Source organism: Variovorax sp. M-6, from assembly GCF_052114385.1.
Taxonomy (GTDB): domain Bacteria; phylum Pseudomonadota; class Gammaproteobacteria; order Burkholderiales; family Burkholderiaceae_C; genus Variovorax.
This window is the reverse complement of record NZ_JBFREQ010000030.1, coordinates 18,448-40,972: the sequence shown is the minus strand read 5'-3', so window position 1 is coordinate 40,972 and position 22,525 is coordinate 18,448. Positions and strand designations below refer to the sequence as shown.

Annotated in this window: 24 protein-coding genes; 10 read left to right on the top strand and 14 right to left on the bottom strand. The window is 70.3% G+C overall.

The genetic code is table 11. From position 1 onward, the window contains the following. The first annotated feature begins 20 nt into the window (after positions 1-20). Complete coding sequence (locus AB4Z46_RS27230; protein ID WP_442286675.1) at positions 21-2,318, top strand: DUF6351 family protein; 2,298 nt, start codon at positions 21-23, stop codon at positions 2,316-2,318. Positions 2,319-2,369: 51 nt separating this feature from the next. On the opposite strand, the gene AB4Z46_RS27225 is transcribed toward AB4Z46_RS27230, so the two are convergent. Further along, positions 2,370-3,992 carry a mechanosensitive ion channel family protein gene (locus AB4Z46_RS27225; protein WP_442286674.1) on the bottom strand — a complete coding sequence of 541 codons (1,623 nt, stop codon included), beginning with the start codon at positions 3,990-3,992 and terminating at the stop codon, positions 2,370-2,372. A gap of 19 nt (positions 3,993-4,011) precedes the next feature. Further along, positions 4,012-4,164, bottom strand: coding sequence for a hypothetical protein (locus tag AB4Z46_RS27220; protein ID WP_442286673.1), 153 nt, complete (start codon positions 4,162-4,164; stop codon positions 4,012-4,014). Positions 4,165-4,275: 111 nt separating this feature from the next. Between AB4Z46_RS27220 and AB4Z46_RS27215 the strand changes: the two genes are divergently transcribed. Together AB4Z46_RS27215 and AB4Z46_RS27210 are read left to right on the top strand one after the other, a co-directional pair. Next, positions 4,276-6,297, top strand: coding sequence for an acetoacetate--CoA ligase (locus AB4Z46_RS27215; RefSeq protein WP_442286672.1), 2,022 nt, complete (start codon positions 4,276-4,278; stop codon positions 6,295-6,297). After that, positions 6,294-6,728, top strand: coding sequence for a YbaY family lipoprotein (locus AB4Z46_RS27210; RefSeq protein WP_442286671.1), 435 nt, complete (start codon positions 6,294-6,296; stop codon positions 6,726-6,728). Before AB4Z46_RS27215 ends, AB4Z46_RS27210 begins: the two co-directional genes overlap by 4 nt. 21 nt (positions 6,729-6,749) lie before the next feature. Here AB4Z46_RS27210 and AB4Z46_RS27205 read toward each other — a convergent pair whose 3' ends face one another. The 4 genes from AB4Z46_RS27205 to AB4Z46_RS27190 form a co-directional block, all read right to left on the bottom strand. Continuing rightward, positions 6,750-7,157 (bottom strand): phage holin family protein, encoded by a 408-nt coding sequence (locus tag AB4Z46_RS27205; protein ID WP_442286670.1) that lies wholly within the window; start codon positions 7,155-7,157, stop codon positions 6,750-6,752. Positions 7,158-7,220: 63 nt separating this feature from the next. Continuing rightward, the gene (locus AB4Z46_RS27200; RefSeq protein ID WP_442286669.1) at positions 7,221-7,502 is read right to left on the bottom strand and encodes a hypothetical protein; all 282 of its coding nucleotides are present in this window, start codon (positions 7,500-7,502) and stop codon (positions 7,221-7,223) included. 124 nt (positions 7,503-7,626) lie between these two features. Next, on the bottom strand, positions 7,627-7,896 hold the full coding sequence (locus AB4Z46_RS27195) for a hypothetical protein (protein ID WP_442286668.1): 270 nt from the start codon (positions 7,894-7,896) through the stop codon (positions 7,627-7,629). A gap of 66 nt (positions 7,897-7,962) precedes the next feature. Next, positions 7,963-9,381 carry an 8-oxoguanine deaminase gene (locus AB4Z46_RS27190; protein ID WP_442286667.1) on the bottom strand — a complete coding sequence of 473 codons (1,419 nt, stop codon included), beginning with the start codon at positions 9,379-9,381 and terminating at the stop codon, positions 7,963-7,965. A gap of 103 nt (positions 9,382-9,484) precedes the next feature. Between AB4Z46_RS27190 and AB4Z46_RS27185 the strand changes: the two genes are divergently transcribed. Beyond that, positions 9,485-10,132 (top strand): hypothetical protein, encoded by a 648-nt coding sequence (locus AB4Z46_RS27185; RefSeq protein WP_442286666.1) that lies wholly within the window; start codon positions 9,485-9,487, stop codon positions 10,130-10,132. Here AB4Z46_RS27185 and AB4Z46_RS27180 read toward each other — a convergent pair. Then, positions 10,129-10,707: a hypothetical protein gene (locus tag AB4Z46_RS27180; protein ID WP_442286665.1), complete on the bottom strand. Its 579-nt coding sequence runs from the start codon at positions 10,705-10,707 to the stop codon at positions 10,129-10,131. The two genes, AB4Z46_RS27185 and AB4Z46_RS27180, sit on opposite strands and share 4 nt — an antisense overlap. A 129-nt stretch (positions 10,708-10,836) precedes the next feature. Here AB4Z46_RS27180 and AB4Z46_RS27175 point away from each other — a divergent pair, with 129 nt between their 5' ends. Next, complete coding sequence (locus AB4Z46_RS27175) at positions 10,837-12,066, top strand: CynX/NimT family MFS transporter (RefSeq protein WP_442286664.1); 1,230 nt, start codon at positions 10,837-10,839, stop codon at positions 12,064-12,066. Between the two features lie 14 nt (positions 12,067-12,080). On the opposite strand, the gene AB4Z46_RS27170 is transcribed toward AB4Z46_RS27175, so the two are convergent. Beyond that, the gene (locus tag AB4Z46_RS27170; RefSeq protein ID WP_442286663.1) at positions 12,081-12,449 is read right to left on the bottom strand and encodes a hypothetical protein; all 369 of its coding nucleotides are present in this window, start codon (positions 12,447-12,449) and stop codon (positions 12,081-12,083) included. 124 nt (positions 12,450-12,573) lie between these two features. Between AB4Z46_RS27170 and AB4Z46_RS27165 the strand changes: the two genes are divergently transcribed. Continuing rightward, positions 12,574-13,302 carry a TetR/AcrR family transcriptional regulator gene (locus AB4Z46_RS27165; protein WP_442286662.1) on the top strand — a complete coding sequence of 243 codons (729 nt, stop codon included), beginning with the start codon at positions 12,574-12,576 and terminating at the stop codon, positions 13,300-13,302. Here the strand turns inward: AB4Z46_RS27165 and AB4Z46_RS27160 are convergent. Then, complete coding sequence (locus tag AB4Z46_RS27160; RefSeq protein WP_442286661.1) at positions 13,196-14,158, bottom strand: LysR family transcriptional regulator; 963 nt, start codon at positions 14,156-14,158, stop codon at positions 13,196-13,198. The two genes, AB4Z46_RS27165 and AB4Z46_RS27160, sit on opposite strands and share 107 nt — an antisense overlap. Positions 14,159-14,331: 173 nt before the next feature. Here AB4Z46_RS27160 and AB4Z46_RS27155 point away from each other — a divergent pair, with 173 nt between their 5' ends. The 3 genes from AB4Z46_RS27155 to treF are packed head-to-tail and all read left to right on the top strand — an operon-like array spanning position 14,332 to position 18,442. Next, entirely contained in the window at positions 14,332-15,528 is a 1,197-nt protein-coding gene (locus AB4Z46_RS27155; RefSeq protein WP_442286660.1) for an acyl-CoA dehydrogenase, read from the top strand. Continuing rightward, positions 15,528-16,775, top strand: coding sequence for a CaiB/BaiF CoA transferase family protein (locus AB4Z46_RS27150; protein ID WP_442286659.1), 1,248 nt, complete (start codon positions 15,528-15,530; stop codon positions 16,773-16,775). The genes AB4Z46_RS27155 and AB4Z46_RS27150 overlap by 1 nt, the downstream gene beginning before the upstream one ends. Continuing rightward, positions 16,772-18,442, top strand: a complete 1,671-nt coding sequence (gene treF / locus AB4Z46_RS27145) for an alpha,alpha-trehalase TreF (RefSeq protein WP_442286658.1) — start codon at positions 16,772-16,774, stop codon at positions 18,440-18,442. Before AB4Z46_RS27150 ends, treF begins: the two co-directional genes overlap by 4 nt. 88 nt (positions 18,443-18,530) lie before the next feature. Here the strand turns inward: treF and AB4Z46_RS27140 are convergent, their stop codons facing one another. Beyond that, entirely contained in the window at positions 18,531-18,698 is a 168-nt protein-coding gene (locus tag AB4Z46_RS27140; RefSeq protein WP_442286657.1) for a DUF1127 domain-containing protein, read from the bottom strand. Between the two features lie 89 nt (positions 18,699-18,787). Here AB4Z46_RS27140 and AB4Z46_RS27135 point away from each other — a divergent pair, with 89 nt between their 5' ends. Beyond that, positions 18,788-19,678, top strand: a complete 891-nt coding sequence (locus AB4Z46_RS27135; RefSeq protein ID WP_442286656.1) for a LysR family transcriptional regulator — start codon at positions 18,788-18,790, stop codon at positions 19,676-19,678. 25 nt (positions 19,679-19,703) lie between these two features. On the opposite strand, the gene AB4Z46_RS27130 is transcribed toward AB4Z46_RS27135, so the two are convergent. The 4 genes from AB4Z46_RS27130 to AB4Z46_RS27115 are packed head-to-tail and all read right to left on the bottom strand — an operon-like array spanning position 19,704 to position 22,512. Then, on the bottom strand, positions 19,704-20,168 hold the full coding sequence (locus AB4Z46_RS27130) for a CopD family protein (RefSeq protein ID WP_442286655.1): 465 nt from the start codon (positions 20,166-20,168) through the stop codon (positions 19,704-19,706). 36 nt (positions 20,169-20,204) lie between these two features. Then, on the bottom strand, positions 20,205-20,690 hold the full coding sequence (locus AB4Z46_RS27125) for a hypothetical protein (RefSeq protein WP_442286654.1): 486 nt from the start codon (positions 20,688-20,690) through the stop codon (positions 20,205-20,207). Between the two features lie 8 nt (positions 20,691-20,698). Continuing rightward, on the bottom strand, positions 20,699-21,613 hold the full coding sequence (locus AB4Z46_RS27120; RefSeq protein ID WP_442286653.1) for a glutaminase: 915 nt from the start codon (positions 21,611-21,613) through the stop codon (positions 20,699-20,701). Continuing rightward, positions 21,610-22,512, bottom strand: a complete 903-nt coding sequence (locus tag AB4Z46_RS27115) for a DMT family transporter (protein ID WP_442286652.1) — start codon at positions 22,510-22,512, stop codon at positions 21,610-21,612. The genes AB4Z46_RS27120 and AB4Z46_RS27115 overlap by 4 nt, the downstream gene beginning before the upstream one ends. Positions 22,513-22,525 lie beyond the last annotated feature (13 nt).

The window sequence follows — 22,525 nt, the reverse complement described above, 5'->3', positions numbered from 1 at the left end:
AGAACGAACAGGAGACCTCGATGAACCCCGTGAAACGCGACGCCCGGCTGCGGCCCCCTCTCCTGGCAGTGCTCGCCGGCAGCTTGCTGCTGGGCGCGCTGGCCTCCTGCGGCGGGGGCAGCAGCGGCAGCTCCTTCGTCGGCCTTCCCCCGGCCAGCACCGTCACTCCGCCGCCAGCGGCCGCCGGCGGCGGCGCCGACCCGGCGCCGACCACGCCGGGGGCGCTCAAGATCGCGGTCCTGTCGAGCCGCGCCGACCTGGTCAGCGGCGGCGATGCGCTGGTCGAGGTCGACGTGCCGAAGGGGCTGGACGCCGCCGAGGTGCGCGTGCTGCGCAACGGCAGCGACGTGAGCGCGATGCTGAAGGCCTCCGCCGATGGCCGCAAGCTGCGCGGACTGGTGTCGGGACTGGCGCTCGGGAGCAACAAGCTGGTCGCGCAGGCCGGCACCGGCAAGGCCCATGGCGAACTCACGCTGACCAACCATCCGATCACCGGTCCGATGTTCTCGGGCCCGCAGCTGTCGCCCTTCGAGTGCCGCACTTCCGAGTCCGGCCTGGGCGCGCCGCTGGACGCGAGCTGCTCCGTCGCCACGCGCTACGACTGGTTCTATTTCACGAAGGCCGGCGTGCGCCAGGCCTTGAGCGACCCCCTCGGTTCGCGGCCGGCCGATCTCGCGACCGCGACCACGATCGACGGCAAGACGGTGCCCTTCATCGTGCGGGTCGAGTCCGGCACCATCAACCGCTCGATCTACCGCATCGCGGTGCTCGACGACCCCGCCGTCGCCGGGCAATGGAACGGGGCCGGCTGGAACCAGCGCGTCGTGTTCCGCTTCGGCGAGTCGACCGCCGCCCAGTACAACCAGGGCGCCAATTCGTTGGCCGAGGCCTTCAAGGCCGATGCCATCGACCAACAGAGCGTGAAGGCGCTGGAACGCGGTTTCGCCTACGTGGTCTCGACGCTGAACGTCAACAAGGTGAACGTGAACGACGTGGTCGCCGCCGAGACCGCCACCATGCTGCGCGAGCACATCGCCGAGGCCTATGGCGTGCCGCGCTGGGTGGTCGGCATGGGAGGCTCGGGTGGGGCGATCCAGCAGATGCTGATCGCGCAGAACTACCCGGGCATCCTCGACGGGATCATGCCCGACTCGGCCTTTCCGGACGTCTTCGGCACCGCGATGGCGGTGTCGGACTGCCGGCTGCTGAACCGTTACTTCATCGCCAATCCACCGGCCAGTTCCACGGTGCGCGGGGCCTTCGAAGGCCACCTGAACACGCCCTTCGGCATCACCTGCGCCAATTGGGACAAGGGCAACGGCGACGCCGTGCTGGCCACCAGCGGATCGGTCACACCGGCCTGCGGCCTGAACGACGGCACCAAGGTCTACAGCCCGCTGACCAACCCCGGCGGCGCGCGCTGCACGGTGTACGACATCAACGTCAACAGCCTCGGGCGCGACCCCGCGACCGGCTTCGTGCGCCGGCCGCTCGACAACGTCGGCGTGCAGTACGGCCTCGACGGGCTTCGCAAGGGGCTGGTCACCGTCACCCAGTTCCTGGACCTGAACGAGAACATCGGCGGCTACGACGCCGACGGCAACATCGTGAAGCCGCAGCGCACGGTGGCCGACACCGAGGCGCTCGCACGCAGCTACACGCTGGGCCGGATCGGCTCCGGCGGCGGCGGCCTGGCGACCGTGCCGATCCTGAGCGTGCATCCCTATGCCGAGCCGGGCGGCGACATCCACACGATCTACAACGACATCAAGATCCGCGAGCAGCTTCAGGCTGCCAATGGGCGCGCCGACAACCAGGTGATCTGGCTGTTCCCGAACCCGGACCTGGCCAAGCTGGTCGGCAAGCCGGATCAGGTCCTTCCGCTGTCGCTGCTGCTGAAGGACCTGATCCTCACCCGCCTCACGCTGATGACGTCCTGGCTGGACGGCATCACCGCCGACCCGGCCGTGCTCACGGCCGACAAGGTGGTGCGGCACAAGCCGGGCGACGCGGTCGACTCGTGCTGGGACGTGAACGACGGCGCCCGCTACAAGGAGACGGCGACCATGAACGGCGCCGGCAAGTGCAACACGCTCTACCCGAAGACCCCGGCGCCGCGCATGGTGGCGGGCGGACCGGTGAGCGACGACGTGCTCAAGTGCCAGCTCAAGCCCGTGGACCTCGCCGACTATGCGCCGGCGGTGTTCAACGGGGCCGAGGAGGCGCGGCTGAAGGCGATCTTTGCGCAGGGCGTGTGCGATTTCAGCAAGCCGGGCGTGGGGCAGGCCAAGCTGAAGGGGACCTGGCTGCGGTACTGATGGCCCCCACGCGCCGCACCGCGTGTCGTCCGGCGCCGGATCCGGACCGCGTCACGCCGCCGGCGGCGGCCGCCAGTCCTCCTTGGCCACCAGCACCGGGGTGGCGGGCTGGAGCACGAAGTTCGGCGACATGATCTGCACGCCGTACTCGTTGAAGACGTCCTGGATGTGGCCGTGCAGCGTGTTGAGCACGTCGTACTTGGGCGCTCCGGCGCGCATGAAGACGTTGAGCTCGTACTCGACGTAGAAATCCTGCAGCCGCACCTGCCGCACTTCGGGCGTCGGTTCGGCCAGCAGGTCGGGGGTCCGGCCGGCGGCCATCACGAGCATGGCATGCACCTGGCGCCAGGGGCTGTCGTAGCCGATCGTGACCGAGGTGGACAGCGCGATGCCGCGGCCGCTGGTCCGGGAGGTGTCGCTCGAATTCAGGATCCGGGTCGCGACCACCAGCGAATTGGGCAGCGTGACCTCCTGGTCGAGGCGGTTGCGCAGCTTGGTCGAGAGCGTGCCGAGTTCGATCACGTAGCCTTCGGCCTCGCCGATCTGCACGTAGTCGCCGGGCTGCAGCGCCCGCGAATAGATCAGCACGAAGCCGGACATGATCTGCGACACCACGCCGGACGAGCCGAGCGTCACCAGCACGCCGAAGAACACGCTCAGGCCCTTGAACGCATCGGAGTCGGATCCCGGAATGAAGGGATAGGCGACCACCGCCGCGAACAGCCACACCAGCACCACCGTCAGCCGGCGCGTGGCGCCGATGGTGTCGGCTTGCAGCGCCGCGACCTTCACGCCGCTGGCGTGCGCGGCATTGAACACCGCATGCAGGCCGCGCACCGCCAGGTGCGCCAGCAGGAAGATCACGGCGACCAGCGCCAGATCGGGCAGCGCGTGCAGCACCGCGACCGCGATTCGCGAGGCCACTGCGACCAGCGAGCTGTCGAGCGACTCGCCCCAGGGATGGGTGTAGGGGAAGCGGGTCAGCACGTAGGCGAGCCAGACATACACCGCCATCAGCACCAGGGCGATCTTGATCCACTGGATCGCGTAGCCCAGGGCCGACACGAGGATCCGACGCGCGTCGAACAGGGGCCGCGCGGCCGCGCGCGCGCGCAGGGCCTGCGTCCGGGCGTCGATGGCGGCGGCCAGCCGCTGCAGCGCGAACACCACCGCCGCGAGGGCCGCCGTGGCGAGCGCGACCCAGCCGAGCGAGACTGCGAACCGGCGCGTGCTGCTCTGCGCCTGCCTCGCAAGCAGCGCCTGGTGCAGCCGCTCGGCGGCCTGCCCGGCGACCTGCGCCACCCCCGGGTCGCCCGGCTCCAGATCGCTGGTGAAGATCGCGAACAGCGTCTCGCCTTCGAGCATCACCGCGTAACCCGGCACGCCTTCGTGGGTGAAGTTCGCGACCTCGACCGGCGCGCCCAGGCTTGCCAACGGGAGGTCGCGGATGCGCTCGGAGGCGCGATCGGCGCGCTGCTGCGGCGAGAGGCCGAACATCGGCACGCGGAAGACGAAGACCTGGCGGTTCCAGACCTTCAGCGAAGCGCCGGTGGGCGCGGCTTCCTGGGCCGCGCCGACGCCCGCCGCCGCGGTCAGGAGCAAGGCCAGCAGCAAGGCGGCCCGCCGCAGGGGCAGCCCGAGAAGCGCGACGAAACAGGTGAGCCGATATGCCATCCCGGGTGCCGAGCCAGCCTTAACGGGTCGGCGACGTCGCCGCTCCGAACTGTGCCAGGAGGACGGGCTCCGCCACCGCCGTGGCCTTGGGTTCCTTGGGCTTCGGCTCGCAGCCGGCGAGCGCCGCCGCCGTGCAGACGGCAATGGCGAGTGCAAGGCTTCGATGGGTCATGGTTGCTCCTTGTGGACTGGCAGAAAGTACACCACGATCGGCCGGCCCCGACAAGGCGCGCGGTGCTTTCCCGCATTGATGCGGCAGCGCCCGGCGCGTTAGGCTGCGGGGGTGAACCCAACAACCACAGCCCCCTTCGTTCCCCGGATCCGCCTCTACCAGGAATGGCTGCGCGACACGTGCGGCCTGAGCTTCGACACCTATGACGCGCTGTGGCGCTGGTCGGTCACCGACCTGCCGGCCTTCTGGCAGAGCATCTGGGACTTCAGCGGCATGCAGTCGCCGACGCCGGCCAGCGCCGTGCTGGCCGATGCGCGCATGCCCGGCGCGCGCTGGTTCCCGGGCGCCCAGGTGAACTACGCGCGCGAGGTGCTGCGCCACGTGGACGCGGCGCATGCGGCGGGCATGCCGGCCATCGTCAGCGACAACGAACGGGGCGAGGTGCGCGAGATGTCCTGGCCCGAGCTTCGGCGCCAGGTCCATGCCTTCGCGCTGACGCTGCGCGCGCTCGGCGTCGAGCGCGGCGACCGCGTCGCGGCCTACCTGCCGAACGTGCCGGAGGCCTTGATCGCCTTCCTGGGCTGTTCCAGCGTCGGCGCGATCTGGAGCGTCTGCGCGCCGGACATGGGCACGGCCGCGGTGGTCGACCGCTTCCGCCAGATCGAGCCCAAGCTGCTGATCGCCGCCGACGGCGTGCACTACGGCGGCAAGCCGCTGGATCGCAGCGCCGTGGTGCAGGAACTGCGCGCCTCGCTGCCCAGCGTGCGCCGGCTGGTGCTGCTGAAGACGCCGTATGCCGCGCAGCAGGTCGCGGCCGACGCCGAATGGACCGCCGCGGTGGCGCGCGACGATGCCGAGGTCGCGGCCTTCGAGCCCGAATGGCTGCCTTTCGACCACCCGGTCTGGATCGTCTACTCGAGCGGCACCACCGGCCTGCCCAAGCCGATCGTGCACGGGCAGGGCGGCATCATCGTCAACATGTACGCCGGCGGCCTGCATCACGACCTGGGTCCGAGCTATGGCGCCAACAACTTCGGCGAGCGCTACCACTGGTACAGCTCGACCGGCTGGGTGATGTGGAACTCGCAGCTCTCGGGCCTGGCTTTCGGATCGACCATCTGCATCTACGACGGCCACCCCGCCGGCAGCCGCGAGAAGCCCGACTGGGGCGTGCTGTGGCGCTTCGTCGCCAGGCACCGGGTCAGCTTCTTCGGCGCCGGCGCGGCCTATTTCGCCAACTGCATGAAGGCCGGCCTCGAGGCGAAGGACTGCGGCGATCTCTCGCGCGTCCGGGCGCTGGGCAGCACCGGCTCCCCCTTGGCCGAAGAGGTGCAGCGCTGGGGCACGGCGCAGCTGCTGGCGGCCGGCGCGCCCTCGGTCTGGTGGTACAACATTTCCGGCGGCACGGATTTCTGCGGCGCCTTCGTCGGCGGCAACCGCGAGTTGCCCGAAGTCCCGGGCCAGATGCAGTGCCGCTTCCTCGGCGCCGCGGTCGAGGCCTGGAACGAGGCCGGCCGGCCCGTGCTCGGCGAGGTCGGCGAACTGGTCTGCACCCAGCCCATCCCGTCGATGCCGCTCTGCTTCTGGGGCGACGAGGGCAATGCGCGCTATCTGTCGAGCTACTTCGACACCTACCCCGGCGTCTGGCGCCACGGTGACTGGATCCGGATCGGCGAGAACGGCGGCTGCATCATCTACGGCCGTAGCGACGCCACCATCAACCGCCAGGGCCTGCGCATGGGCACCAGCGAGATCTACAACGCGGTCGAGGCCCTGCCCGAGGTGCTCGACTCGATGGTGGTCGACCTCGAGTACCTGGGCCGCGAGAGCTACATGCCGCTGTTCGTGGTGCTGCGCGAGGGCGCGGTGCTCGACGACGCGCTGCGCGGCCGGATCCACCAGGCGATCCGCACTTCGTTGTCGCCGCGCTTCGTGCCCGACGACACCTTCCAGGTGGCCGAGATCCCGCGCACGCTGTCGGGCAAGAAGCAGGAGCTGCCGATCAAGAAGCTGCTGCTGGGCCAGCCCATCGACAAGGTCGTGAACCGCGAGGCGATGGCCAACCCGGGCAGCCTCGACTGGTACGTCGCGTTCGCGGCGCGGCATGCGCAGGCGCACAATCCGGCCGCATGAAAAAACGCACGATCCTGCTTCTTCTCGGTGCTGCCGGGGCCGTATGCTTGACGGCGTGCGCGGCGCCGCCCGGCGCCTCGACCCCGGAGGCGGCTGCGCCGCTGCGGGTGACCGGTTCCGTCGCGTACCGCGAGCGCATCGCGCTCGATCCCTCGGCCGAGATCGTGGTGCAACTGCTCGACGTCTCGCGCATGGACGTGGCCGCCGTGGTGCTGGCCGAGCAGCGCTTGCGCGCCGGCGGCAAGCAGGTGCCTTTCACGTTCGAACTGAGCGTCGATCCGGCGCGCATCGATCCGCGCATGCGCTACACGGTGTCGGCCCGCATCCTGCAGGGCGACCAGCTGCTGTTCATCACCGACACCGCGCACCCGGTGCTGACCCAGCGCCAGGGCAACACGGCCAGCCTGATGCTGGTCAAGGTTGCGCGCTGACCCGGCCGAGCGCGCAGCCAGTCACAACCAGTTTCCGGTGGAGGGCATCGTGGGCATCTGGATCGCGTCCGGGCCGCTCGTATCGACCAATGCGCCGAGGAACACGCTGAGCAGCGAAATGAAGATGCTCGCGAACATCGCGGTCCAGAAGCCGGACACCTTGAAGCCGCGCACCAGCGCCGACACCAGCAGGATCATCAGCGCGTTGATCACCAGCAGGAACAGGCCGAAGGTCAGCAGTGTCAACGGCAGGGTCAGCACGATCAGCAGCGGCTTGACCACCGCGTTGGCGAAGCCCAGCAGCAGCGCGGAGATCACCAGCGATCCGGTGCTTTCGAACTTGATGCCGCGAAAGATGTAGCTCGCCACCCAGAGTGACAGGGCGGTGATGGCCCAGTGCAGCAGGAAGGGCGCCAGGGAGTTCAGCATGTAGCGGCTCGCGGTTTCGGGGGAGGAGCGGCGATCATATCGGCGGCCGCTGCGCGCGGCACGTCAGGCCCGATGGCGACGGTTCGAAAGCTTGGTCAGCAATTCGTCCGCGACCTCGAATGCACGGTGCTCCATGACGGCCACCGGATAGCTGCCGAGCCGCAGGCGGTCGTAGATCACGGTTGCGAAACTGAACTCGGGTCCCAGGGCCGCCGCCGCGTCCTGCAGGCATTCGGCGACCGAAGGCAGGCCCTCGCGTGCGTAGCGGCGGGTGCCGTCGCCGATTCCGACGTACGCGTTGAAACTGCCGTCCTCGCGTTTCGTGATCTCGACCTCAGGCTGCATGACTCACTCTTCCAATAACTTCATTCGTCCGTCCGCCGGAGCGGAACCCTCGACCATACAAAGAGATGCGCAGTTGCGCCATCACGGAAAACGGTGAGTCGGGTAGAGGTCGCCCAGAGGTCGCCTAGAGGTCGCCGAAGCCCGAGTTGCCGCTGTGGTCCCGGGACTGCCACTCGGCAAGCCAGAGTTCCACGCGCGTCGCCACGCGGTCCAGCGCCACCTTGCGGTCGCTGTCCAGGTTGGACAGCAGCATGCGGCAGCGCAGCACGCCGTTCTCGTGCAGCTCCGCGAGGCCGCCGTAGGACTGGTCTTCGCCGCGCTTGAGCTGGAGGTTGAAGGTCCAGCCTTCGGGCAGGGCCAGCGAGAGTTCGAGGCTGCAGTCGGGTTCGTCCATCGGGGTTCCTGGCCCCGGGCTTGGGGCCGGGAAAGCATACCCCTGCGCGGCCCCTGCGTTCCAGCATCAAATCACATGCGGATGGCGTGCTCTTTCGTACAGCGTGCGGGCCAGTTCGCGGTGGCGTTCGAGCAGGGGGGCGAGTTCCAGATCGGCGAAGCGCCCGTCGCGGATCCGCACCCGGCCGTTGATCACGTTCAGTGCCGCGGCGCCCGGCTGGCAGAACACCAGCGCAGCCACCGGGTCGTGGCCGGCGCCCGCGTGCGCGACCCCGCGCAGGTCGAACGCCACGAGGTCGGCCGACATGCCCGGCGCGAGCGCGCCGATGTCGTCGCGGCCGAGCACGCGGGCGCCGCCGAGGGTGGCGATCTCCAGCGCCTCGCGGGCGGTCATCGCGGCCGGGCCGAAGCCCACGCGCTGCAGCAGCATCGCCTGGCGCGCTTCGCCGAGCAGATGGGCGCCGTCGTTCGAGGCACTGCCGTCGACGCCCAGGCCCACCGGCACGCCGGCCCGCCGCATGGCCCCGATCGGCGCGATGCCCGAGGCCAGCCGCATGTTCGAGCACGGGCAATGCGCCACGCCGGTGCCGGTGCGGCCGAAGAGGGCGATGCCGGCCTCGTCGAGCTTGACGCAGTGGGCGTGCCAGACGTCGCGGCCGACCCAGCCCAGGTCCTCGGCGTACTCGGCCGGCGTCATGCCGAATTTCTCGCGCGAGTAGGCGATGTCGTTGTCGTTCTCCGCCAGGTGGGTGTGCAGCGAGACGCCGCGTTCGCGCGCCAGCTCGGCCGACAGCCGCATCAGGTCGCGCGAGACCGAGAACGGGGAGCATGGCGCGAGCACGATGCGGCGCATCGCGTGGCGCGAGGGGTCGTGCCAGCGGCCGATCAGGCGCTCGCTGTCGTGCAGGATCGCGGCTTCGGTCTCGACCACCTCGTCGGGCGGCAGGCCGCCGAGGCTCTTGCCCACGCTCATGCTGCCGCGCGCGGCGTGGAAGCGCATGCCCATCGCGTCGGCGGCCTCGATCGAGTCGTCGAGCCGGGCACCGTTCGGAAACAGGTAGAGATGGTCGCTGGTCGTGGTGCAGCCGGAGAGCATCAACTCGGCCATCGCGGTCTGCGTCGAGACCCGGATCATGTCGGGCGTGATGCGGGCCCACAGCAGGTAGAGGCTGGTGAGCCACCCGAACAACTCGGCATCCTGCGCTTCGGGCACCGCGCGCGTGAGGCTTTGGTACATGTGGTGGTGCGTGTTGACCAGCCCGGGCATCACCACGTGGCCGCGCAGGTCGATCGCCTCGGCCCGGCCGCTGGCCAGCGCTTCGGCGTAGACCGGCGGCAGTTCGGCCGTGGCGCCGACCCAGGCGACAGCCGGGCCCTCGGTCACCACGGCGCCGTCGGGGATCTCGCGCCGGGCGGCGTCCATGGTGACCAGCACGTCGGCGTGGCGCAGGATCAGCGGGCGTGGCGATGAGGTGGAAGCGCTCATGTCATTCGATTCCGGTTGGAGGTGCCGGCGGCCAGTGTGCCCGAGCCGCGGTTTTTTTCGCTTCCGCCCTGTACGCGCACGCCGTCGCTGCCGATAGATTGGGGTGGACATACGGACGACCCCTCCTTCCGGCGAGCCGGGCTACCGCATCCTGATACGCGAAGGGTGCCGGCTGGTCTATGGCCACATGCCGCTGCCGGAGTTCCTGGCCCTGATGAAGCAGGCCCACGACACCGAGCTGCTCCACGCGGGCCTGGCGCGCATGCTGGACGCGACCGCCGTCATCGGCAGCCCCGCGGCGCTGGCGCGGCTGCGCCTGCGCGAGACGCCCGCCGCCATCGAACGCATGCGCGCGCAGCTGGGCCGGGCCGCGCTGCGTCTGGACCCGCAGTCGCTGCGCTGGCTCGCGGCCGGCGAGCAGGGGCCCTCGAGTCTCGGGCTGTTCGTGCTGCTGACCGGCGTGCGGCCTCGGCACTATCGGCAGCCGGCGCCGGCGCTGCCCCGCGATGCGGGCGCATTCCGGCGTTGCCGGCTCCTGATCGAGCAGGTGCCGGCGTTGCGCCACGCGTTGCCGCTGCTGGCGCAGCGCGTCGCCGAGCCCGGCGTGGCGGAATGGGCCGCGCTCGCGCAGGCGTGGGAGGACCTCTGCGCCCAGATGGACCACGAGGCGCCGGACTGGCGGCAGGGTTCGTTCAAGGCCCCCGGCGTGACCGCGATGCTGGCCTGCTTCCGCGAGCTCGAGCCGGCCTAGGCCCGGCGGGCCGACGGCGGGCGCTGCCGAAATAGCCAGCAGCCCTTGCGCCGGGTCCTTGCCGCGGCCAGGCGTTCACGTTCGCCGTAGGCGGTCCGCTCGACCTCGAGCGTCGCCCCCAGCGCGGCAAGATTGGCCTGGTTGTATTCCCAGGCGGCGTCGACCACGAAATGCCCGATGCGCCCGGCGTCGGGCTTGGGCGTGATCACGATGTGGCTGGCGCCCATCGCCTGCAGCAATTCGGAGCGCTCGGCCGCGAGCGTGATGCCTTCGCTGTAGCTCTCGATGTCCCGGTTCAGGCAGAGCCGCACCAGCGTCACGGTCGAGAAGCGCTCGGCGATGAACGACACCAGTTCGAGCAGGATCACCCGGCCGATCTTCAGGCCGTGGAGGCGCTGGGCCTCCTCGGTGCGGGAGGGCGTGAAGTGCTCGATGCGGATTTCGGTGCCGCCACGGCTCACCGGCACCGGATCCACGGTGCCGAGGTGTTGTTCGCCGTAATGCACGAGCATCGGGCCGCCGAGGACGCAGGCGTCCAGGGCCGGTCCTGTAACGCGCAGGCTGTGGGTGCTCATGCTTGATTGTTGAGCCGGCGGCGCCATTCGAATCGGTCGAACAGCGCGGTGTTTGCCCCATCAGTTCGCGCGGCTACTCGGTGCGGGCTACAGTCGCTGGCGATTCGCACCTCACAACAACAACGCACCATGCTTTCTCCCGTCCGGGCGTCCGAAGCGCTCGCCGGCGCCTCGTCTCCCATCGCTTCGCGCCAGCTGCTGCTGGGTCTCAGCCTGATCCTCATCGCGTTCAACCTGCGGCCGGTGTTCGGCAGCCTGTCGGTGCTGCTGCCCGAGGTCATGCAGGACACCGGCCTCACCCCCGCGGGCGCCAGCCTGTTGACCACACTGCCGCTGCTGTGCCTGGGGCTGTTCGCGGCGCCCGCACCGGCGCTGGCACGCCGCTTCGGTCCGGAGCGCACCTTGCTCGGCGCCCTGCTCCTGATCTGCATCGGCACGCTGCTGCGCGGAACCGGCAGCCTGCCGATGCTGTTCTTCTCGTCGGCGCTGGCGGGCGCCGGCATCGCGGTGGCCAACGTGCTGCTGCCGGGCCTGGTCAAGCGCGACTTCGCCAGCCGTGCCGCGATGATGACCGGCCTCTACACGCTGGCCATTTGCGCCGGTGCCGCCAGTTCGGCCGCCTTCACGGTGCCGCTGGAGCGTCTGTTCGACGGCTCGTGGACCCGGGCGCTGGCCTCGTGGGCCGTGCCGGCCGTGCTGGTGCTGCTGCTGTGGGCGCCCCGGGCGCTTGCGGCACGGCCTCGGGCGGCCCATGCCCGCACCCATTCGGGCGGCCTGCGGCGCAATGCGCTGGCCTGGCAGGTGACCTGCTTCATGGGCCTGCAGTCGTCGCTCGCGTACATCGTGATGGGATGGTTGCCGCCGATGCTGCGCGAACGCGGCCTCGACAGCACCACCGCCGGCTATGTGCTGGCCGTCTCGATCCTCGTGCAACTCGCCACCTGCCTGGTCACGCCGTCGATCGCCGCGCGCTGCCGTGACCAGCGCGGGCTGGCGCTGGGGCTCACGGCGATCATCCTGGCGTCGATGCTGGCTTTCCTCTTCGCGCCGCTGGGCGGGCGCTGGTTCTGGGCCGTGCTGCTGGGCTGCGGCCAGGGCGGCTCCTTCGCGCTGGCGCTGAGCCTGATCGTGATGCGCTCACCCGACGACACCGTGGTCGCGCAACTCTCGGCGATGGCGCAGGGCTGGGGCTACGTGCTCGCCGCCGCCGGCCCGCTCGTCGCCGGCCTGCTGCGCGGCTGGACCGGCAGCTTCCGATCGTCCGCGGCCTTGATGGTTCTCATCGCCGCGGGGATGGCGTGGAGCGGATGGGGCGCAGGACGGAGGATGTTCGTGCGTCCCGGGCCGGCTCGCCCCTGACGCGTGAACGGGTCCTAGCCCGGCTCGAACGCCTGGCGGAACGCCGCGCAGAATTCCGGCGTTCCGCTGATCGACAGGCTCACCGTATGGCGGGCCGCGCCGGCCGGCCCGGCCTGCACCCGAAGCCGTCCTGCCGCCGGATCGAACGCGATCGTCTCCGGCAGGTTGATCTCCTGCATGCCCTGCAGGTCGTAGTCCCAGTCGCCCCCGTCGCCCACCGGACCGCCGGGTCCGCCGAAGGCGGCATGCGCCCATTCCAGCACCCGCACGATCTCGGCGTGCACGGCCGCGACCTGCTGCGCACCGGTGCTCGCCATCGCGTCGAAGACGCCGACGCCCTCGGTGTCCTCGCTGTAGTCGAAATCCAGGTAGTCCAGCGTCATGCGCCTCCGGCAGGTGTCCAACCGGCAATCATCCACGATCCGGCGGGCGCTGAAGTAGACTGGCCCCTGCGAATCCGAATTTAAATTCGAACTCTCGCCGTCCCGGCGGATCCCTCCGAGAAGCATGCCTGCAACAGCCAAGAAGAAGCCACCCGCGCCAGCCCCGCGCTCGCCGCGTCCCGACGGCGACGCCACCCGCGCGCTGCTGCTCGAAACGGCCGGCCAGGTGTTCGCCGAGCGCGGCTTCGCCGATGGCACCAGCAAGGAGATCTGCGAGCGCGCCGGCACGCCGATGGCCTCGGTGAACTACCACTTCGGCAGCCGCCAGGCGCTGTACGAGGCCGTGCTGATCGAGGCCCATCGGCAGCTCATGGCCCTGGACGACCTGCTGGCCCTGACCCACGGCACAGAGGACCCGAAGAAGAAACTGCGTGCCGTGCTGACCCACCTGGTCGGACTCTCGGCCCGCGGCACCACGCCCTGGGGCTTCCGGGTCTTGCTGCGCGAGGTGATGACGCCGTCGGCCGCGGTGCCGGCGCTGATCGAAAAGGCGATCAGCCCCAAGTCCCGGCTGCTGCTGGGGCTGGTCGGGGAAATCCTCGATCTGCCGCCGGAGCACCCGGCGGTGCAGCGGGGACTGCTGTTCTCGGTGCTGCCCTGCCTGGTGATCCTGGTGGCGCCCAGGGAAGTGCCGGCCCGGCTGCTGCCGGCGATCGGGAAGGACAGCGGCGGCCTGGCCGAGGAGTTCATCCGCTACGCGCTGGCCGGGCTCGAGGCGATGGCGAAGGCCCATCGGGCGGAGCCGCACCCGGCTTCGAAGCCTGTGCGAGCAGCCACTCGCGAAAAAGCGTGAGCGCGGGCCGTTCGTCCTGCGCCGCCGGCGTCACCAGGAAGTAGCTGCGCTCGCCGCGCAGCGGCCGGTCGCAGGCGACGACCAGTTCGCCCCGGGCCAGTTCGGCCTCGATCAGCATGCGCGGCATCAGCGCCACGCCCAGCCCGTGCGCGGCGGCGGTGGCGAGCATCGAGAACAGCTCGTAGCGTGGGCCGCTGTGGGCGCCCGGCGCCTCGACGCGCTGGGCGTCGAACCATTGGCGCCAGCCCTCGGGGCGGGTGCTCTGCTGCAGCAGCGGCAGCCGCGCGATCGCGGCCGGCGAAAGCTGCCCGCGCGGCGCGATCAGGGCCGGGCTGCAGACCGGCAGCACGTCCTCGTTGAGCAGCGCGGTCGACCGCGTGCCGGCCCAGTTGGCGGCCTGCGCGGGCGTGCCGGTGTAGAGCGCGGCATCGAAGGCGGTCTCGTTGAACAGGAAGGGGCGGGTGCGGGTCTCGATGTGGACCGTGATGTCGGGATGCCGGGCCGCGAAGTCGGGCAGCCGCGGAATCAGCCAGCGGGTCGCGAAGGTCGGCACCGCCGCCAGCTGCAGCGAGCCGCCCAGGCCCTGGCGGGCCATGGCGTCGAGCGTGTCGCGTTCCATGGTGTCTAGCTGGCGGGCGATCTGGCGCGCGTAGTCGGCGCCGGCCGGCGTCAGCGCCACGCCATGGCGGGTGCGGCGGAACAGCGCCATGCCCAGGAAGGCTTCGAGCGCGGTGATCTGGCGCGAGACCGCGCTCTGCGTCAGGGCGAGTTCCTGCGCGGCGCGCGTGTAGCTTTCATGGCGGGCGGCGGCCTCGAAGCAGATCAGGGCCTGGGTGGAGGGGATTTTTCGGCGCATGGTATGCGGGCGTTACATAGTTGGATGTGCGCTCGCAGCTATGGCGAGCCCCTGCGGCATTGTGCTTTGAAGTTCTCGAAGCGCATAACTGGGTGTGGAATCGTCGTTTGCGCTCGCCATTCGCCGCGCTTACGATCGGGGCCAACCTCAGCACCCCTCAACGGAGACTTCACATGGCCCACGCCGCCTTTCAATGGGACGACCCCCTGCTGCTCGACCAGCAACTCACCGACGACGAGCGCATGGTGCGCGATGCCGCCAATGCCTACTGCCAGGAGCGCCTCGCACCGCGCGTGATCGAGGGCTTCCGCACCGGCGAGACCGACCCCGCGATCTTCCGCGAGATGGGCGCCCTGGGCCTGCTGGGCCCGACGATCCCCGAGCAGTACGGCGGCCCCGGCCTCAACTACGTCTGCTACGGGCTGATCGCGCGCGAAGTCGAGCGCGTCGACTCCGGCTACCGTTCCATGGCCAGCGTGCAGAGCTCGCTCGTGATGGTGCCGATCAACGAATTCGGCACCGAGGCGCAGAAGCAGAAGTACCTGCCCAAGCTCGCCACCGGCGAATGGATCGGCTGCTTCGGCCTCACCGAGCCCGACCACGGCTCCGACCCGGGCAGCATGGTCACGCGCGCCAAGAAGGTGCCCGGCGGCTACTCGCTCAGCGGCGCCAAGATGTGGATCAGCAACAGCCCGATCGCCGACGTGTTCGTGGTCTGGGCCAAGGAAGTCAGCGAAAGCGGCACGGTCGGCCCGATCCGCGGCTTCGTGCTCGAGAAGGGCTTCAAGGGCCTGAGCGCTCCCGCGATCCACGGCAAGGTCGGCCTGCGCGCATCCATCACCGGCGAGATCGTGATGGACAACGTGTTCTGCCCGGAAGAAAACGCCTTCCCCGAAGTGCAAGGCCTGAAGGGTCCTTTCACCTGCCTCAACAGCGCCCGCTACGGCATCTCGTGGGGTGCGCTCGGTGCGGCTGAAGACTGCTGGCACCGCGCTCGCCAGTACACGCTCGACCGCAAGCAGTTCGGCCGTCCGCTCGCGGCCAACCAGCTGATCCAGAAGAAGCTGGCCGACATGCAGACCGAGATCACGCTGGGCCTGCAGGGCTGCCTGCGCCTGGGCCGCATGAAGGACGAGGGCACCGCCTCGGTCGAAGTCACCTCGCTCTTGAAGCGCAACTCCTGCGGCAAGGCGCTCGACATCGCGCGGCTGGCGCGCGACATGATGGGCGGCAACGGCATCAGCGACGAGTTCGGCGTGGCGCGCCACCTGGTGAACCTCGAGGTGGTCAACACCTACGAAGGCACGCACGACATCCATGCGCTGATCCTCGGCCGCGCGCAGACCGGCATCGCCGCCTTCGCGAACTGATGACCACCCCCGCCGTCACGCAGGGCGCCCTCGCGGGCCTCAAGGTCTTGGACCTTTCGCGCGTGCTCGCGGGCCCGTGGTGCACCCAGATCCTCGCGGACCTGGGGGCCGACGTGGTCAAGATCGAGCGTCCGGGCGTCGGCGACGACACCCGCACCTGGGGCCCGCCGTTCCTGAAGGACGCGGCAGGCAACGACACCCACCAGGCGACCTACTTCACGGCCTGCAACCGCAACAAGCGCTCGGTCACGATCGACATGGCCTCGCCCGATGGCCAGGCGCTGCTCAAGCGCATGGCGGCCGAAAGCGACATCCTGGTCGAGAACTTCAAGACCGGCGGGCTCAAGCAATACGGCCTCGACCACGAGAGCCTGCGCGCGGCCAACCCGCGCCTGATCTACTGCAGCGTGACCGGCTTCGGCCACGACGGCCCGCACGCCTCGCGCGCCGGCTACGACCTGATGATCCAGGCCACCACCGGCATGATGAGCATCACGGGCCGGCCCGACGAAGTTCCGGGCGGCGGACCGCTGCGCGTGGGCGTGGCCCTGACCGACCTGTTCACCGGCGTCTATGCCAGCACCGCGATCCTGGCCGCGATCGAAGTGCGGCACCGCACCGGTGTCGGCCAGCACATCGACATGGCGCTGCTCGACGTCGGCATGGCAATCCTCGCCAACCAGGCCAGCGCCTTCCTCAACACCGGCGTCGCGCCGCAGCGCCAGGGCAACAGCCATCCGAGCCTGGCGCCCTACCAGGACTTCCGCACCGCCGACGGCGCGATGCTGCTGGCGATCGGCAACAACGGCCAGTTCGCGCGCTTCTGCGAGGCGGCCGGCCAGCCCGACTGGGCCGTCGACCCGCGTTTCGCCACCAATTCGCTGCGCGTCAAGCACCGCGAGGTCCTGATCCCGCAGCTGGAGGTCGTGACGCGCACGCGCACCACCGCGCAATGGATCGCGCTGCTCGAGGACAAGGCCGTGCCCTGCGGGCCGATCAACGACATCGCGCAGGCCTTCGACGACGACCAGGTCAAGGCCCGCGGCCTGGCCGTGACCCTGCCGCGCGACGCGGGCGACGGCATCGCGCAGATCGTCGGGGTCGCGAGTCCGCTGCGGCTGCAGGCCACGCCGCCGGTGCTGCGCAACGCGCCCCCGGCCCTGGGCCAGCACACCGACGAGGTGCTGGCCGAACTCGGCCTCGACGAAGGGCAGCGCGCCGCGCTGCGCGCTGCAGGCGTGGTGTGAGCCATCCGGGCGCGGCCACCGGCGAGCGCACGACGCGCGCCGCTGCCGCACCCGCGCCCGACACGCTGACGCCGGCGGACCGCTACCAGGAGCTCTTCACCGCGGTCCAGTCGACCCGCGTGTTCTCCGACAGCAAGACCTTCGTCGACTGCGCGCCGCGCGCCGAGCCGGAGGCCATCCTGGCGGCCTACCGGGCGCAGTCCGGCCTGCCGGACTTCGATCTCCCGGCCTTCGTGCAGGCGAACTTCGAGCTGATCGAACCGGCGCCGAGCGACTACGTCTCGGTGCCCGGCCAGCCGATCGCGGACCACATCGGCGACCTGTGGCCGGTGCTGACGCGGCATCCCCAGGCCCATCCGCTGCGCTCCTCGCTGCTGCAGCTGCCCCATTCCTACGTGGTGCCGGGCGGGCGCTTTCGCGAGCTGTACTACTGGGACTCGTACTTCACCCTGCTGGGACTCGCCGGCGACGAACACCGGCCGCTGGTGCGCGGCATGGTCGAGAACTTCGCCCATCTGCTCGATACCTACGGCCATGTGCCGAACGGCACGCGCAGCTACTACCTGGGCCGCTCGCAGCCGCCCGTGTTCGCGCTCATGACCGAGCTTGCGCAGCGCCTGGGTGCGGGGGCCGAACTCGACTTCCTGCCGCAGCTGCGGCGCGAACATGCCTGGTGGATGAACGGCAGCGAGGGCCTGGCGCCGGGCCACGCGAGCCGGCGCGTGGTGCGGCTGCCCGACGGCGCGCTGCTCAATCGCTACTGGGACGAGCGCGACACCCCGCGCGAGGAGTCCTGGCTCGAAGACGTGGCCACGGCGCAGGCCTGCGAACGCGAGCCGGCCGAGATCTATCGCGACATCCGCGCGGCCTGCGAGTCGGGCTGGGATTTCAGCACCCGCTGGCTGCGCGAGCCGGTGCCGACGCGCGAATCGCCGCCATGCGGCCATGTGCGCGCCGCCACGGCCGCGTCGCTCGCGACCCTCTGCACCACCGACATCCTGCCGGTGGACCTCAACGCCTTCCTCCACAAGCTGGAATGCAAGCTTGCCGAGCTCACGGCGCAGGCCGGCGACGCCATCGGCGCGCTGGAGTTCGCGCAGCGGGCCGAGGCGCGCAAGGCGGCGATCGTCGAGCTCTTCTGGGATCCGCAGCAGGGCGCCTTTTTCGACCACGACTGGCGTCTGGGCGCCCGCCGCAGCTGCCTGACCGCGGCCACCGTCGTGCCCCTGTTCGTGGGCGTCGCGACACCCGAGCAGGCGCAGGCGCTGGCCCGCACCCTGTCGCAGCGGATGCTGGCGCACGGCGGGCTCTCGACCACCGAGTGCGGCAGCGACCAGCAATGGGACCGGCCCAACGGCTGGGCCGCGCTGCAATGGATGGCGGTGCGCGGGCTGGCGGACTACGGCCACGAGGCGTTGTCGCGCACCATCGCCAGGCGCTGGCTGGCGACCGTCGCGGCGCTCTACGAGCGCGAGGGCAAGCTGGTCGAGAAGTACGCGCTGCGGCGCGTCGAGCAAGATGACACCGCCGGCGGCGCGGGCGGCGAGTACCCGCTGCAGGACGGCTTCGGCTGGACCAACGGCGTCACGGCCGCGCTGCTGGCCGAACATCCGCAGCACACGGCGCATAGCTGCGTCGCGCACGCGGCGGTGCCTCAGCACCGCTGAGGGGCAGGCCGGCGCCGGGTCGCCCCAAGGCGGCTTGCGGCCCCCTCGGGGGGCAGCGACCACACGAAGTGAGGGAGCGTGGGGGCTCTCAACCCGGCGGCTTGATCAGCCCGGGGATCTGGCTGCGTCCCACGCCCAGGTCGCGCAATTCGCGCTCGCTCATGGCCGACAGCTGGTGCCGGTCGCGGCCGCGGCGGCGCGCCTTGCGAACCGCCTCGAACAGACGGACGGCGAAGGCGGGCTTTCTCGACTGCATGGTGTGGCTCCTCGAATGGATGGCCATCTTGCAAGCCTGCGTGCTATTGTGGAAGTTGAGAATCCTGTCAACTCCGATCAGCTTTCCTGATGCGACAACTCAACCTCGACCAATTGCGCACCCTGGTGTCGATCGCCGACCTCGGCAGCTTCTCGGCCGCGGCCCGGGCGCTGCACCTGGCGCAGCCCACGGTCAGCCTGCACGTCAGCGAGCTGGAATCCCGGCTCGGTGCGAAGCTGGTGGTGCGCGGCAATCGCCGGATTGCCCCGACCGCGGCCGGCGCCGCGCTGGTCGAGCGCGCCCGCCAACTGCTACGCGATGCCGACGAGGCGGTGGCGGCGGTGCGGCGCCAGGCCGAGGGGCGCACCGGCCGGGTGCGCCTGGGCACTTCCACCGGTGTGGTGGTTGACCTGCTGCCGCAGGTGCTCGAAGCGCTCGAGGAAAGCCACGCCGGCATCGACGTCGAAGTCAGCATCCTGGGTTCGAACGACGCGATGGCGCGGCTCGCCATGGGCACGCTCGACATCGGCCTGGTGGCGATGCCGCAGCCGCCGTTGCGCGACCTGGTGGTCACGCGCTGGCGCAATCAGCCGATGATGGCCTTCGTGCCGCGCAAGTGGAAGTCGCCTCAGCGCGCGACGCCGAAATGGCTGGCCCGGCAGCCGCTGATCGCCAACGACGCCAGCACCCACATGTATCGGCTCACGACGGAATGGTTCGCCGCCGCGGGCGAGGCGCCGCGCGCGCGCATCGAGCTCAACTACGACGCCGCGATGCGCAGTCTGGTGGCCGCGGGCTACGGCGCCGCCGTGCTGCCGGTGCTGCCGGCCAGCGACAACCCGCTGGACGAACGCATGCGCATGCTGCCGCTGCGCCCGCCGCTGACGCGCCGGCTCGGCATCGCCCATCGGCCGCGCGCGGCGCTGGATGGCGCCACCGAGAGCGTGCTGCAGATCCTCGCGACGTTCAGCCAGCGCTAGGCAAGGACCGCCACGCAAGGCGCGTTCACAGCGCCCGGCCGACCACCGCCAGAGCGAACACCGCCACGCCCAGCATCAGGTTGACGCCGACCAGCTTGCGGATCAGGTTCAGGTTCGCGGCCGCCGCCGGCCATTCGCTCGCGGCGACCGCGCGCCGCAGCCGCGGATAGGGCGCGAAGCGCAGGTGCAGGAACAGCGCCATCATCACCAACCCGAGGGTGAACATCGCGTGCACGCTCCAGTGCACCTGCGCGAAACCGCCGCTGGCCCAGACCAGCAGCAGGCCGCTCGCCAGCAGCACGCCGATGGCGCACGACACACCGACGAAGAAGCGTGCCAGCGTGGCGGCCATGAACGGCAGGCGCAGCGGCGGTTCGAGCGTCGCCACCGCCGAAGGACGCACGGCGAAATGCATCACGGCCATGCCGCCGACCCAGAAGGCGGCGGCGAGCAGATGGAGGAACAGCAGGAGGGCAGGAAGGAAGTGCATGGCGAAGCGTAGACCAGAACGCCGATGCCCTTGCCTTCAGCGCGGCTTCTGGAAGCCGCCGTCGATCCACGCCTCGGCGCTGGCGGCGTTGAGCTTGAAGTCGGGCTTCACGCGCAGCTCGGCGAGCTCGCTGCCGGCGTCGTCGTGCGCCCTCAGCATCGCATGCGGGTTGTCCTCGTCGGGCACGATCTGCAGCGACACGCGGACGCGTTCCGTTCCCACGCCGACGCTGACGCTCTTGTTGAGTTGCGCATGCAGCTGCTGCTCGTGCCGGCGCAGCACTTCGCTGGCCGTCTTCACCAGCGTGTGGAAGGCCGGCGCATCGAGCGGCTTGGGATTTTTCTTGTCGCGGCCCATGGTCCAGGGGCCGACCAGCGCGGGCTCCGGATCGCCCTGGCGCGTCATCGCGACGGCCCAGCCGTCGTCGTCTTCGTTCTTGATCACGCGCGCGGTCCAGAGCTCGTCGCTCCAGAGGGTGGCTTCCTGGATCGGGGGGGCGGCGTCGGTGTCTGTGTCTGTCATGAAGGCATTCAAAAAATGGAAAGTCCGGTGCGGGCCGTGAACAGCTCCAGCGCCTTCAGTCCCAGCAGCGAATTGCCGGTGGCATCGAGCGCCGGCGACCAGACGCACAGCGTGAGCTGGTCGGGCACCACGGCAACGATGCCGCCGCCGACGCCGCTCTTGCACGGCAGGCCGATCGAGAAGGCGACGTCGCCGGCGGCATCGTAGGTGCCGCAGGTCAGCATCAGCGCATTGATGCGGCGCGCATGCCGCTCGGTCGTGATCGCGGGCTCGCCGTCGATCGGATGGGCGCCGTCGCGGCACAGGAAGCCGGCGGCGCGCGCCAGCTGCCGGCAGCTCATGCGGATCGCGCACTGGTGGAAGTACAGGCTGAGCACTTCGCGCACATCGTTGTCGATCTTGCCGAAGCTCTTCATGAAGTTCGCCAGCGCGATGTTGCGGAAGCCGGTCACGGCCTCGGAGGCGGCCACCTCCTCGTCGTAGGCGATCGCCTCGCCGCAGAGGTTCGACATCAGCGCGAGCAGGTCGGCCTTGGCGTGGCCCAGGCTCACGAGCCGATCGGCCACCGCGATCGCGCCGGCATTGATGAAGGGGTTGCGCGGCCGGCCCTGTTCGTGTTCCAGCTGCACCAGCGAATTGAAGGGATTGCCCGAAGGCTCGCGGCCTATGCGCTCCCACAGCACGTCGCCAAGGCGCCGCATCGCGAGCGTCAGCGTGAACAGCTTCGAGATGCTCTGGATCGAGAACGGCGTGGCGGCATCGCCGGCCGAGGCCTCCTGGCCGTCGCAGGTCCTGAGCGCGATGCCGAACTGCTGCGCCGGCACGCGCGCCAGCGCCGGGATGTAGCTGGCGACCTGGCCCGCCGCGCCGAGCAGCGGGCGCAGCTCGGCATCGATGGCGTCGAGCACCGGCTGGAAGTTCATTCCGGCGCTCCGGGCCGCCGGTTCACCAGCACGATGCCGAGTGCCACGCCGGTCAGCGCCAGCACGAGCTGCAGCGTCAGCGGCTCCGAGAGCAGCAGCACGCCGAACACCAGCGCGAACAGCGGCGTCAGAAAGGTGAAGGAGGAAATGCGCGTGGCCGGGTAGTGGCGCAGCAGCCACATCCAGGCCAGGTAGCTCGCGAAGGCGCCGATCACGGTCTGCAGCATGATCGAGAACCAGGCATAGGCCGAGTAGGCGAAGCCCCAGCGCTCTCCGAGCAGCAGCGACAGGAGCGGCGAGATCGCCGCGGTCACGGCGATTTGATAGAACAGTGTTTTCTCGGCGCTGGCGGTGGCGAGCCGGGTGGCACGGATCGTCAGCGTGGTGAGCCCCCACAGCACGCCGCCGGCGAGGGCCAGCGCGTCGCCGCGCAACTGGGCCGAAGTGCTGTGGCCGAAGCTCTCGCTGAAGGCCAGCACCACGCCCGCGAAGGCGATCGCCAGCCCCACCCACTGCACGCCGCGCAGCCGCTCGGCCGGCACCCAGCGCGGCAGCAGCACCGCCACCACGAAGGGCGAGGTATAGAGGAACACCGTGAGCCGCGATGCCGTCGTGAGCTGGAGCCCGATGTAGATGCAGATGAACTCGCCCGCGAACAGCGCGCCCGCGAGCAGCCCGCCCGGCAGCGTGCCATCGCGCTCGAACAGCGGCACGCCGCGCCGGGCGCACCAGGCCCAGAGCAGCACCACCGCCCCCGCCATGCGGATCGAGGCCTGCCACAGCGGCGGCACTTCGGTGACCGTGGTCTTGATCAGGATCTGCTGCAAGCCCCAGAAGGCGCAGCAGGCGACCAGCAGGGCGGTCGCGCGGGGGTCGAGGTGGTGCTTGCGTTCGATCATTCTTCTTGTCTGT

Excerpts from the sequence above, each read along its gene's own strand:
- AB4Z46_RS27230 (WP_442286675.1), top strand. The coding sequence starts at position 21 with ATGAACCCCGTGAAACGCGACGCCCGGCTGCGGCCCCCTCTCCTGGCA.
- AB4Z46_RS27225 (WP_442286674.1), bottom strand. The coding sequence starts at position 3,992 with ATGGCATATCGGCTCACCTGTTTCGTCGCGCTTCTCGGGCTGCCCCTG.
- AB4Z46_RS27220 (WP_442286673.1), bottom strand. The coding sequence starts at position 4,164 with ATGACCCATCGAAGCCTTGCACTCGCCATTGCCGTCTGCACGGCGGCG.
- AB4Z46_RS27210 (WP_442286671.1), top strand. The coding sequence starts at position 6,294 with ATGAAAAAACGCACGATCCTGCTTCTTCTCGGTGCTGCCGGGGCCGTA.
- AB4Z46_RS27205 (WP_442286670.1), bottom strand. The coding sequence starts at position 7,157 with ATGCTGAACTCCCTGGCGCCCTTCCTGCTGCACTGGGCCATCACCGCC.
- AB4Z46_RS27200 (WP_442286669.1), bottom strand. The coding sequence starts at position 7,502 with ATGCAGCCTGAGGTCGAGATCACGAAACGCGAGGACGGCAGTTTCAAC.
- AB4Z46_RS27195 (WP_442286668.1), bottom strand. The coding sequence starts at position 7,896 with ATGGACGAACCCGACTGCAGCCTCGAACTCTCGCTGGCCCTGCCCGAA.
- AB4Z46_RS27190 (WP_442286667.1), bottom strand. The coding sequence starts at position 9,381 with ATGAGCGCTTCCACCTCATCGCCACGCCCGCTGATCCTGCGCCACGCC.
- AB4Z46_RS27180 (WP_442286665.1), bottom strand. The coding sequence starts at position 10,707 with ATGAGCACCCACAGCCTGCGCGTTACAGGACCGGCCCTGGACGCCTGC.
- AB4Z46_RS27175 (WP_442286664.1), top strand. The coding sequence starts at position 10,837 with ATGCTTTCTCCCGTCCGGGCGTCCGAAGCGCTCGCCGGCGCCTCGTCT.
- AB4Z46_RS27170 (WP_442286663.1), bottom strand. The coding sequence starts at position 12,449 with ATGACGCTGGACTACCTGGATTTCGACTACAGCGAGGACACCGAGGGC.
- AB4Z46_RS27165 (WP_442286662.1), top strand. The coding sequence starts at position 12,574 with ATGCCTGCAACAGCCAAGAAGAAGCCACCCGCGCCAGCCCCGCGCTCG.
- AB4Z46_RS27160 (WP_442286661.1), bottom strand. The coding sequence starts at position 14,158 with ATGCGCCGAAAAATCCCCTCCACCCAGGCCCTGATCTGCTTCGAGGCC.
- AB4Z46_RS27155 (WP_442286660.1), top strand. The coding sequence starts at position 14,332 with ATGGCCCACGCCGCCTTTCAATGGGACGACCCCCTGCTGCTCGACCAG.
- AB4Z46_RS27150 (WP_442286659.1), top strand. The coding sequence starts at position 15,528 with ATGACCACCCCCGCCGTCACGCAGGGCGCCCTCGCGGGCCTCAAGGTC.
- AB4Z46_RS27140 (WP_442286657.1), bottom strand. The coding sequence starts at position 18,698 with ATGCAGTCGAGAAAGCCCGCCTTCGCCGTCCGTCTGTTCGAGGCGGTT.
- AB4Z46_RS27135 (WP_442286656.1), top strand. The coding sequence starts at position 18,788 with ATGCGACAACTCAACCTCGACCAATTGCGCACCCTGGTGTCGATCGCC.
- AB4Z46_RS27130 (WP_442286655.1), bottom strand. The coding sequence starts at position 20,168 with ATGCACTTCCTTCCTGCCCTCCTGCTGTTCCTCCATCTGCTCGCCGCC.
- AB4Z46_RS27125 (WP_442286654.1), bottom strand. The coding sequence starts at position 20,690 with ATGACAGACACAGACACCGACGCCGCCCCCCCGATCCAGGAAGCCACC.
- AB4Z46_RS27120 (WP_442286653.1), bottom strand. The coding sequence starts at position 21,613 with ATGAACTTCCAGCCGGTGCTCGACGCCATCGATGCCGAGCTGCGCCCG.
- AB4Z46_RS27115 (WP_442286652.1), bottom strand. The coding sequence starts at position 22,512 with ATGATCGAACGCAAGCACCACCTCGACCCCCGCGCGACCGCCCTGCTG.